The 11,713-nt window shown below is 43.9% G+C and carries 9 protein-coding genes; 5 read left to right on the top strand and 4 right to left on the bottom strand.

Features of this window, described 5'->3' with window-relative positions; genetic code table 11:
- The first annotated feature begins 869 nt into the window (after positions 1-869).
- The 5 genes from Xinn_RS13275 (at position 870) to Xinn_RS13295 (ending at position 8,085) form a co-directional block, all read left to right on the top strand.
- Positions 870-1,382 carry a pyridoxamine 5'-phosphate oxidase family protein gene (locus tag Xinn_RS13275; RefSeq protein WP_086954787.1) on the top strand — a complete coding sequence of 171 codons (513 nt, stop codon included), beginning with the start codon at positions 870-872 and terminating at the stop codon, positions 1,380-1,382.
- Between the two features lie 849 nt (positions 1,383-2,231).
- Entirely contained in the window at positions 2,232-3,362 is a 1,131-nt protein-coding gene (locus Xinn_RS13280) for a LuxE/PaaK family acyltransferase (protein WP_086954788.1), read from the top strand.
- Between the two features lies 1 nt (position 3,363).
- Complete coding sequence (locus Xinn_RS13285; protein WP_086954789.1) at positions 3,364-5,793, top strand: acyl-CoA reductase; 2,430 nt, start codon at positions 3,364-3,366, stop codon at positions 5,791-5,793.
- 18 nt (positions 5,794-5,811) lie between these two features.
- Positions 5,812-7,053, top strand: a complete 1,242-nt coding sequence (locus tag Xinn_RS13290; protein WP_244590200.1) for a phenylacetate--CoA ligase family protein — start codon at positions 5,812-5,814, stop codon at positions 7,051-7,053.
- Between the two features lie 12 nt (positions 7,054-7,065).
- The gene (locus Xinn_RS13295) at positions 7,066-8,085 is read left to right on the top strand and encodes a GNAT family N-acetyltransferase (protein ID WP_086954790.1); all 1,020 of its coding nucleotides are present in this window, start codon (positions 7,066-7,068) and stop codon (positions 8,083-8,085) included.
- Here the strand turns inward: Xinn_RS13295 and Xinn_RS13300 are convergent.
- The 4 genes from Xinn_RS13300 to pckA form a co-directional block, all read right to left on the bottom strand.
- Entirely contained in the window at positions 8,082-8,858 is a 777-nt protein-coding gene (locus tag Xinn_RS13300) for an APH(3') family aminoglycoside O-phosphotransferase (RefSeq protein WP_086954791.1), read from the bottom strand. The two genes, Xinn_RS13295 and Xinn_RS13300, sit on opposite strands and share 4 nt — an antisense overlap.
- Positions 8,859-9,183: 325 nt before the next feature.
- Positions 9,184-9,330 (bottom strand): hypothetical protein, encoded by a 147-nt coding sequence (locus Xinn_RS22030; protein ID WP_169923580.1) that lies wholly within the window; start codon positions 9,328-9,330, stop codon positions 9,184-9,186.
- Entirely contained in the window at positions 9,308-9,811 is a 504-nt protein-coding gene (locus tag Xinn_RS13310) for a hypothetical protein (RefSeq protein WP_086954793.1), read from the bottom strand. Before Xinn_RS13310 ends, Xinn_RS22030 begins: the two co-directional genes overlap by 23 nt.
- Positions 9,812-10,084: 273 nt before the next feature.
- Positions 10,085-11,704: a phosphoenolpyruvate carboxykinase (ATP) gene (gene pckA, locus Xinn_RS13315; protein ID WP_086954794.1), complete on the bottom strand. Its 1,620-nt coding sequence runs from the start codon at positions 11,702-11,704 to the stop codon at positions 10,085-10,087.
- Between the last annotated feature and the right edge of the window lie 9 nt (positions 11,705-11,713).

Here is an 11,713-nt window from a genome sequence, read left to right on the forward strand (position 1 = left end):
TATGCCAGAACGCGTTCAAAACACCACAAAGAAAATCATGTAAAAACAAAACATTGGATGCGTGTTTTGAACGGCTTAATTCTTAAGAGCCTATCTATGAGCATTCCATAGCAACCCAAATATAGATCCAGAACAGGCTTGGAATGAAATACCTCAAAAAATAAAAATGATATTAGTAGACCTTCGATATAGAGGAGATTATACACCCGCATCTCGAAAACTAATGCAAAGCTACGCATATTCTGGCGATATAGTTAATTTTGGCATTGTTTTAAAAAATAAAAACAACTGGCCGTCAAATCTCGACATGAATAGATTCACAATGAGGGTAAGCTATTATGAATCTAATTAAACCTTAGATTCGAATAATAAGTGCAATTTCTGAAAAAGACTCTGTTTACCATTTTGTGTAATCACCCTATTCATTAAATGTGGCCGTTTAAACGGCCACGAAACCTAATCATCAATCTCCCTATCACAAGACAAAAACCCTGAATGGGCAAAAAACGGACAGATTATCCCCCTGTTCTTGCCTGCCTGTGGTTATATGACGGCAGTTCTCTGTTCCAGAATCTTTGTAATGATGTTGCTATTTAATCACTATGTAGAAACCAAAACACTCTATTAACAATATCAATATCTGAGCAACTCCGGTCGAAACAGAAAAAGTATCATATTCAATAAAATGATTTTATTTATTAATGATATGATAAATTTAAAGTAATTATTTACTCTAACTATTTATCCAATAATGATTATAATCCTCAACGCAAGTTATACTGATGCAGTTGCATTGAATAACAGGCTTATAAAAAATTAATAACACCATAATGTTCTGAATACAGAATTATTCTGTTAAAGAGGAAGTTATGAATAAAAATGCCCAAAGTAGTTTTACTATTCTCAGCAATATCCGTTTTTTTTGTCTTGCCACTTCCCATCCTGAAACCAACGCTGTTTGGACAGCACCTTTGCTTTATATTCCTCGTTATAATCCACTACGCCTGATTTGGTATTCAAAATCAGAGACCCGACACTCCCGTGGGCTGTCCGTCGATCCACGTGCCAGCGGTTCAATATTCAGCGGCCGACTCAATCAGGATGTTTTCGAAGACGTAGCAGGAGCACAATTTAGCGGATTAGCCCGTGAAATAGCTTATACAGAATTACAAGATACTTACGATTACTATCACAGCCGTGTATTTCCTGATCCAGATATCAGAAAGAAAAATGCGCGGCATATTAGTGAGTTTTATGGTCTGGGTACCCGTCGTTTTTATGAACTGGAGGTAGAAGAATGGTGGTTATATGCTTTTGACGGGGATGATGGACGAATTTTTGTGCCATTAAATGAGTTGGCTCGTCCACCTAAAGACCAGTAAGAATATATTGTTTATTTAACAGGCCCTGTCGATTACGGGGCTTGTAATAATAGATACCAAAGACAGGCGGAATTTATCGTCGTCTCCCATTTGCAGTAAGCGAAGCGCTGCCTGCAATGCAATAACACCACCACTCACCGTATAAGGCTATGCATAGCACTTTTTCTGCACAGAGCCGAACATGACGACGGTAAATTTTATAATTTACAGACCAAAGACATGCTGAAGCTGAGTCTATACACTTCGTCTTTCAAGTTGCCTCTTTGTTGGCTGCGCTCATTCATCCCAGTCACATAGTTACATATGCCACTCACATAACAGGATAATATTAACACACTATGATTGGTTGTTAAAAAAATATTAATAATAACGCAACATAATAAATTCTTTTAAAAATCATCACGCAAAAAATAAAAATATTCCTATTATTGAAAAAGGTGAGTTCATTTAAGAGGTAAATAATGAAATACACACATTAAATAATGATACGCCATACTGAATGAATAGACTTAAAACATAAGAAAAACAGATTGATTATTGTCTTTCTATTTGGAATAATGCGCGGCAAATTAGGACTGACTCCAAACTATAAAACTGGCGAAGGCACATTTACCAGTGAAACACCCAATTAGAATAGTTTAAAAATAACTTTAACAATGGTCAGAACCTTCCAACATCATCCTGCAACAAAGCCTCAGGGATTAATTATTAGAGTGAGTGATTTATATCGGATAACGAAATAAATCTATAAAAAATTATTACATCCAAAATATGAGCGAACAAAATTATCAACCTTTATTGGGATATTAATCCCAAGATTGTTCTGTTCAAAAAGAATGAGTCTTAAATATGCAAAACTTAACCCATGTTAAAGCACTTTGTGCCTTAGCACACCCTTATCATGCCTGTGCCGAGCATGATGCATTATTTAATGATGCTATGCGTGAACTGACGTTATATCACTGTGAACATACACCAGGATATGAACAATGGCTGGCGAATAATGGTTTAAATAAACAATCTGTAATGGCAATGGATGATTGGTCAGGCCTGCCGCCTCTTTTTGCCAATTATTTTAAACGTAATTTGATCGTCAGCAACAGCACGGTGGATGCTCTGGAATTAACTTCCTCAGGCACAACCGGGCAGAAAAGCCGTATGCACTATGACCCCAGAAGTATCACAGCCGCACAGGATATGGTGGATCGTATTTTTAACTATTATGGCTGGAATACCCCTGATCAACCCTGCAATTATCTGCTGCTCAGTTATGAGCCTGCTGGAGCCGTTACTTTAGGAACGTCTTATACCGATCAGTTTCTGTGTAAGTATGCGCCGGTAAACCGCTCCTATTATGCACTGCGCCATAACGGGAAAAGTAACGAATTTGACCCGTTCGGTACGATTAAGGCTCTTCAGGAATTTGCTGAAGAAGGGCTACCTGTGCGTATTTTCGGCTTTCCTGCTTTCCTGTGGTTTACCCTGCAAAGAATGGAACAAATGGGGCTGCCTGCTCTGAAATTACATCCGGATTCACTGGTTTCTCTGGGTGGCGGCTGGAAAACCCATGCCGACAAAGCCATTCCTAAACAGGAGCTATATCAACGGCTGGTGAAACAATTAGGTATCCCGGATATACGTTGTCGCGATGGCTACGGTTCCGTCGAACATCCTGTGCCTTATATGGAATGTTCTCACCATCGTTTTCATGTTCCGGTCTATTCACGGGTCTATATCCGGCATACCGCTAATATGTCACGACAACCTTATGGTGAACCGGGTTTTCTGCACTTCGTCTCACCTTTTATCACTTCCAGCCCGGCGCACAGCATTGTGATGAGCGATCTGGCTGTACTGCATCCCGGCAGTAGCTGTGGCTGTGAACTGGATACCGATTGGTTTGAATTGCTTGGTCGTGCTGGTACCAGCAAAAGTCGTAGTTGTGCGATTGCCGCATCAGAATTGATAAAAGAGGCCTGAGATGTCTGCCATAGAAGCTAATAATGACCAGCTTTCTGTCGAACAGTTGGCAAAACAAAAAATTTTGAAATTACGTAAGCGATTACCAGAACTTCTGGCGCGACCTCATACTGCGGAACAGGTACTTGAGTGTGCACAACGCTTTGCCGATCATCTTGCCGGTATGGATACTCATCCTCTTTTTGATGCCAGAACACGTGAAGCACTCATCACTTTCTGTCAGCGTGAAGCTCTACAGACTAAGCTGGAGCGGGAGCTTGGCAAAGATGCCTTTTCCCTGCGCAGGTTCGATTATAACCAGAATCGCTATGAATCGTGGAAACCGCTGGGGCTGGTTGTCCATATCACACCGTCCAATGCTGCACTTCTTCCTTTTATGGCTGTGCTGGAAAGTTTACTGGTCGGCAATATTAACTGGTTACGTCCGAGCAGCAGTGATAAAGGCTTTAGTGAACAACTTCTGAATGCATTTCTCGCCCATGATGTTTCCGGCAATTTAGCTGACAGAGTTACTGTTTTGTCTTTACCTGCCACACAGTTGAGTGATTTGTTAAGTCAGGCTGATGCTGTTTCTGCCTGGGGCGGAGACTCAGCATTATCTTCTATTCGTAGCCAACTGCCTGCCGGTTGCCGCTGGATAGACTGGGGACACCGTATCAGTTTTGCGTGGCTGGCCCCTGATGCAGTCGATGACTCCCAATTGGACGTTCTGGCAGATGATATTTGTTGTTATGATCAGCAAGCCTGTTCCAGCCCGCAATGCCTGCTGGTTGATAGCGACGATCCGGCAATTTTGCAGGATATCGGGCAACGTATGGCCGCCGCTCTTGAGCGTCGTTCCGGGTTACATCCGGCATTACAGGCAAATGTTCAGGAGTCTGCCGAAATTACCACTCAACTGGCGTTTCAGCACCTCGATTTATCTTTCACTCCAGTTAATGGCGAACTCTGGCAGAACGAAGGATGGCGGGTAGTATGGCGACATGAACAGGAACTGGCAGCTTCTCCTCTGTTCCGGACATTACAGTTACGCCCGGCACCTCGTCAGCAATTATGTTCTATTCTGCGTCCGTGGCGTAATCATCTTCAAAGCTGTGCTTTGATTGCAGGTCAGGAAGATATTGCTGAGATGAGTCATGCTCTGTTCGCTGCGGGCGTCAGCCGTATAGCTCCGGCAGGTCAGATGCACAATGGCTACAGTGGTGAACCACACGATGGCGTTTATGCACTGACACGCCTTGCCAAACGGGTTTCCGTGAGTCTGCCTGACGATACTCTGGCTGGTTGCGCCCACCTGAATACGCCGCCTTCCCGTCCGCACGGGTTGGACAGCCTGCCGGTAATGAATAAAGCCGATTTTCAGGCACTGATTCCCAATGAAAAAAGCCGTCTGTTCTTCCGCAGCGGAGGCAGCAGCGGTGCACCTAAACTGGCTGCTTACAGCTATGCTGATTATCACAAACAAATGCAGTCAGCGGCTGATGGCGTGTTTGCCTGTGGGCTGGAACCCGCAACAGATCGGGTCATGAATCTGTTGTATGGCGGGCAGCTTTACGGCGGAATGATGAGTTTCTTCACTATTCTGGATAAGTTGGGTGTTGCTCAATATCCGATGGGTGGCCCGGTTGACGACGATTTCAGTGAAATAGCGGACTTAATCGTACAGCAACGCATTAATACACTGGTTGGTATGCCAAGCACAATACATCGGTTGTTCATGAGTGAAACCGACAAACTACGCGAGTATGGCGGGGTACGTAAGCTGTTTTTGGGCGGAGAACATCTGAATGTAGGCCAGCGGGCTTTTCTGAATGAATTTGGCATTACTCTGATACGTTCCGCCGTTTACGGCTCAGTCGATGCAGGCCCGTTAGGCCATGGATGCTCAGCCAGTGAAGATGGTGTTTTCCACTTAATGGCGGATACTCAGTGGCTTGAAATTCTTAATATTCATGATGACACTCCTGTTGCAGAAGGTGAAACAGGTCGCCTGATCTTCACTTCCCGACATCGGGAAGCCCAGCCTGTTCAGCGCTACGATTTAGGCGATCTGGGATACTGGCTCACTGAGCCTTGTTCCTGTGGCCTGACAGCGCCCCGTTTCCGACTTGTCGGACGTAACGGTGCCCTGTTACGCGTCGGCAGTATTTTTATCAATCTGGATGAACTGTCTGCACAACTGAAAGACCCTGTGCAGTGGATAATCAATCACGATGATAACGGAATCGGCAGCATTCAGCTTTTGATTGACAACCAGAACGTTTCAGCGGTTCGCCAATATTTATTAGGACTGAAGCAGAATGACAAAATTAAGGAAGTGATTGAAGGTGGAATGTTGCATCTGGATATTACCTTTTCCTCGGCCACAGAATTTCGTCGGAATGCCAGTAGCGGAAAAGCCCCTTTGTTTATTGACTTACGTAAATTCTGATTAAGTGAAATGAATATCATGAAAAGCATAACGTTAATTGATCTGTTCAATCATGTACGTAAGCATTCTGTTTATTATCGGGAACTTTACCAGTCTGTTCCTGATGATTGGACGCTGCAAGATTTACCCTTGGTCGAACCCGGTCATTACTGGGCTGGCTCAGACAATTTACAGAGCTGGCCTGTTCTTACTGCACCAATGGAAGGTGGCCATGTCTTTAAAACCGGCGGTTCAACCAGCGATGGGCGACTGTCAGTTTTCAGCCAACAAGAGTGGAAAGCATTTATTCACTCTTTTGGCGAAGCCATTGCCCGTCAGCTAAAGCCGGGGGATCGCGTCGCCAACCTGTTCTTTGCAGGCGACCTTTACACCAGTTTGCTGTTCATTCATGGTGCACTGTCTAACTCATCATTACCTATTGTGGAGTTTCCCTTCACCTGTAAGGTAGATGACGGTTTGCTGGCCCACAATATTCAGTATCACAATATCAACGTGCTGGCGGGGGTTCCCGTCCAGCTCATCCGCTTTGCTCAATATCTGCAAGAGAGCGGACAGACTCTGCCAATGGTGGAAACTATCCTTTATGGCGGAGAAAGCCTGTTTGAAGGGCAAATAGCCGCAATGCGTCAGGTTTTCCCACAGGCTCGTTTTGGTTCTGTTGGTTGCGCCAGTGTTGATGGTGGTTTAATTGGCTTTGCCGATCCTGAGTGCGGGCCGGGGGAACACCGGGTTTTCGATGACGATACTATCATTGAAATTCTCGATGAAGAGACTTATGAGCCTATTACGGAAGCCGGGCATCGCGGGATGTTGGTTGTGACTAACTTACAAAGGCAACTCATGCCGGTACTGCGCTATCCTACCGGTGATCTGGCCTGTTGGTGTGAAGCCGAACAACCATACCGTAAATTTGCTCTTCAGGGTCGCGCTAATCAGGGCTACCGGATCAGGGTTGGCGATCTTTCATTATTCCCCGATGACTTGGCTACCCAGTTATCACCACAAACCGAACTGCTCGCCTGGCAGTTAGTCCTGTCTCAGGAATCATCAGAAGACAAAATCAAATTACTGGTCGCCAGCCCTGAACCCGTTGACGTCGAAAAAATACGCCATAACGTGTTCTCGGCATTTCCCGGACTGAATACGACCCATTTTCAGCAAGGTATGCTGGAGATTATTCAGACAAATATCGATGCGATGTATACCCACCCACGTTCGGGTAAGTTGCAGCGAGTTGTGGATCTGCGTAGTTATAACTAAAGGCTGAAATCGATGACTACTTTTCCTTCTGCTATTTTAGACCCGGCTATTGTGGACTCCGCTATACAGATCCGCTGCTATCAATCAGGTGATGGGAAGCATATCAGTCAGTTATTCCGTGGGGTTTACGGTGATTCGTATGTCTATCCTGATATCTATTTGCCAAAGTTGATAGATGACTATCAAACAACAGGAAAGTGGTATTCAGCTCTGGCTTTTTATCGGGGACGGCTGATAGGTCATGCATCCCTTGTTAAGGATATGGAGCAGCAGGATCAGGCTGAATTGGCACTGGTTGTGGTATGTCCGCAATTTCAGGGCAAAGGTATTGCTAAATCTTTGGGTCGTTATTTGTGCCATTATGCAAAAGAAAAACAGTATCGTTTACTGACGATAAAACAAGTCTGTTCGCATCATAAAAGTCAGTATCTGGCACAAAATCTGGGCTTTTATTCGACCGCATTAATGCTGGATTATGTTGATTCCCCATTCGGATTGCCGGAACCTGAAAGTATTGTACAGGGGGTTTTGCCTCTTCAGGCATTTCCGTTACCTAAGCTGAACTGGCCAAAACCTTGGCAGAACTGGACTGATCAGATAGGTGAGTATGTTGGAAAATCATTATCTGATGAAGGACAAGAGAGTTATTCCGCTTTTTCTGTCGATGCAATAACCTCCGGCCTGTTTACCTCAAAAGTAAACGGGAGGCGTCTGGAGATCACACTGTATGAAGCGGATTCAGACTTTTTATCAGAGATCATAGATTATCCGAGTAACCAGTTAATCTATCTGAAACTTCCTGCCAGTGAAGCAGGCCTGAAGCTGTATCCACAACTGCAAAATGGTGGATTCCGCTTCGCCGGGCTGTGCCCTGATACCCACAAAGGATGGCTTCTGCTCTGGTTGCGGGGTTATCAGTCAACACCTTATCAGTTTTCTGATGCCAGCACTCAACATCTCTACCAAATGGAGTTGGCGAAAATGACAGCTCACTCACGACAATCCCCCGTAAGTGAGCTTATTCCGGGCTAAAACAGTTCGTCCAACTGTTCGAAGAACTCACGCTTGGCCGGGTTATCAAAACCGCCAAGCGTGCGAAGAAAGGCAGCCGCTGTATCCATTGAAACTTCTTCACGTAAGTTGCGATGCACAAATGCGATATCCAGCCAGCGATCAGCCACGCCTCCCCGCCCAAGATCAATAAAATACAGCTTGTCATGTTCATCAACAAAAATATTGCTGTCACCGAGATCACCATGGGAAAACACACGATCCTCATTAGGTAAAGAGGAATAAAGGTGCATTAGCAAACTCTGTGGAGTCGTGATTCCCGGCCACTGTTCAAGGTCATATTCCTGAGCACACAAGCCATGATCCAGCAAATACTCAAGCTCATTGAGACGAAAGCCTGCGCCAGAGTCAAACGGACAATCAACAACAGACACAGACTGCATCTGGTGCACGGCTTCATGAAACAGCTCTAGGACAGGCCGATTCGCCTTGATCCGGTCGTATAATGGTTCACCACGAACATCACAGGAGATCATAAATTCGCCTTCTGAATTTTCCGCCACACAGACAACTTCCGCGACATTCAGGCGATCAGCCAGCCAATCCAGTACTGCGGCTTCACGCATGACGCTGTAAGTCGTATTGGCATAAACAGAAGGAGAATATTTGAGGAAAAAATGGTCATTACCCCGCATAAAACTGTAAACACGGCAAGGAGATTCACCGATTTCATCAGGGATTAAGGCAGCATTGCCAATAAAGCGGTCAATGTATGAGGGAAGTATAGGTAACATTGAACTTCCTTTTTAAATTCAGAAACCTGAGTATAATTTAACCGAAATAAGTGTAGTTGAGTTAGCCAACATTGTTACAAGAAAGGCGATCGGGATCTAATTTTGGTCAAAAAAACACTTTACAAATGATATTGAGAACGATTATCATTATTAACACTTTCAGTGCACCACCTTCAGGGTCATGTGAAAGTACGACATTGCTCACATTGCTTCCAGTGTTTACTTTATAGCCAGCAACTTGATGTTGGCTTTTTTTTATGTTTAATTTCAGGTAATAAAAAACCCCGTTATTTTTCAACGAGGTTTTCAGTAATTGTTATTTGATTTAGAGTGGTTTAAATACAATTTTTCCTTTACTCTCTGCCTCTTTTTTAGCAGCGATAAACTTTTGAATCATCTCAATTTTACCCTGACGGATAGCTTCGAAATCGACTGTATCTTTTTCATGCTTATCTTTGCATTCGTATCGCATAACTACCCCCGTCATTTAAATATTCCAGACCATACTCTTTAACAAAGCGCTTCACATACCTGGGATATATCTTATTGAGCTGCTCATTTTCTGCTGAAAAATACAACACATCTATGCTTTCATTTTGTGCAACCTTAACCATGAAGTCAACCAACGTACCGTAGAGGTAATTCAGTTCACCCAGATTTAATTTCATAAGACCTTCTGGTTTAGAGAAAATTTTAGTTGGCTCAATGTATTGTTGCTCCAGATTATAGAAGCTAACAACCTGAACGTGCATAGTTTTCAAGTCATTACCCAGCATTTTATACATGGTTTCTGCGGCAACGGGATCCATAGATGGTGGACAAAAAAGCATCCTTAATTTTATACGTCGTGTTGTATTTTCAGAAAGTATGAATTCAATATCAAGGTAACTAATACCGTTAAATGTACCTAAATATGTCCCATAGTCGTCAGTAACTAATTTATGCTGATGCATGTAACCTATGCCCTAAAAATTTATAATGATTAATTAACGGCACATTTTTATCTTCCTCATACCCGCAATACATATATCAGGTATCACGAGCAAATACATTAGGGAAATAGGTAACGAAACTTAGCTCTGAAAACAGAACTAAATTAGCTATAAGGTAATTCAGAGCAAAAAATGAGGGAGTTTTGTTGGATTAATTATTTCATATCAGAGGTGGGAGCACTGTCCCACCTTGTTTGATACAGCTAGCCTGAGTCTTTTACAACTCCAAGACTCTTACAACTTAGGCCCGGATTTCACCAACGCTTCACCAGCGGCGGTATCGGTATATTTATCGAAGTTATCAATGAAACGCTGTGCCAAATCTTTAGCTTTAACATCCCACTCAGATTTATCCGCGTAAGTATTGCGTGGATCTAGAATCCCGCTATCAACACCCGGCAATGTAGTAGGTACAGTCAGGTCAAAAATTGGTAATTCGATGGTATCCGCATCTTCAATATCGCCATTTAAAATAGCATCAATAATCGCGCGGGTATCTTTGATAGAGATTCGTTTGCCAGTGCCGTTCCAGCCAGTATTCACCAGATAGGCTTTTGCACCGGATGCCTGCATACGCTTAACCAGCACCTCAGCATACTGAGTCGGGTGCAGCGACAGGAATGCCGCGCCAAAACACGCAGAGAAAGTCGGTGTCGGTTCTGTTACACCACGCTCTGTTCCGGCCAGCTTAGCGGTAAAACCTGACAGGAAGTGATATTGAGTCTGTTCCGGTGTCAGGCGGGAAACCGGTGGCAATACACCAAAAGCATCAGCAGTCAGGAAAATGACTTTGGTCGCATGCCCAGCTTTTGATACCGGCTTAACGATATTTTCAATATGGTAGATAGGATAAGAGACGCGGGTATTTTCTGTTTTCGAACCATCATTGAAATCAACTGAACCATCAGCCAGCACAGTCACATTTTCCAGCAATGCATCACGGCGAATGGCGTGATAAATATCCGGTTCGGCTTCTTTCGACAGGTTGATGGTTTTTGCATAACAACCACCTTCGAAGTTAAATACGCCGTCATCGTCCCAGCCATGTTCATCGTCACCGATCAATTTACGTTTCGGATCAGTGGAAAGTGTGGTTTTACCGGTACCGGAAAGGCCGAAGAAAACAGCTACATCACCTTGCTCACCCACGTTTGCGGAACAGTGCATGGAAGCAATACCTTTCAGTGGCAGCAGGTAGTTCATCATTGAGAACATTCCCTTTTTCATCTCACCGCCATACCAAGTACCGCCGATCAGCTGCATTTTTTCTGTCAGGTTAAAAGCAACAAAGTTTTCAGAGTTCAGACCCTGCTCTTTCCATTGTGGATTCGTACATTTAGCACCGTTCATCACAATGAAATCCGGCGTGAAATCGATCAGCTCTTCATCCGAAGGGCGGATAAACATGTTTTTGACAAAATGAGCCTGCCATGCCACTTCCGTGATAAAACGCACTTTCAGACGAGTGTCTGCATTCGCACCGCAGAACGCATCGACCACAAACAAACGTTTGCCTGAAAGCTGCTGAGTAACTAATCCCTTAAGATGAGACCAGGTTTCCTGACTGAGAGGTTTATTATCGTTCTTACCTTTTCCCTGATCTGCCCACCACACCGTATCGCGAGTTACATCATCGCGCACAATGTATTTATCTTTAGGAGAACGCCCTGTAAAAATCCCAGTATCTACTGCGACAGCACCAAGATTGGTCAATGTTCCTTTCTCATATCCCTGCAAAGAGGATTTTGTTTCTTCAGAGAATAACAATTCATAGCCTGGGTTATAGATAACTTCGCTGACATCACGAATACCATAAACCGTAAGCTCCTGCGCAGTAATGCCTGTAACGCTCATTTATTGCTC

The organism is Xenorhabdus innexi, assembly GCF_002632485.1.
Classification (GTDB): domain Bacteria; phylum Pseudomonadota; class Gammaproteobacteria; order Enterobacterales; family Enterobacteriaceae; genus Xenorhabdus; species Xenorhabdus innexi.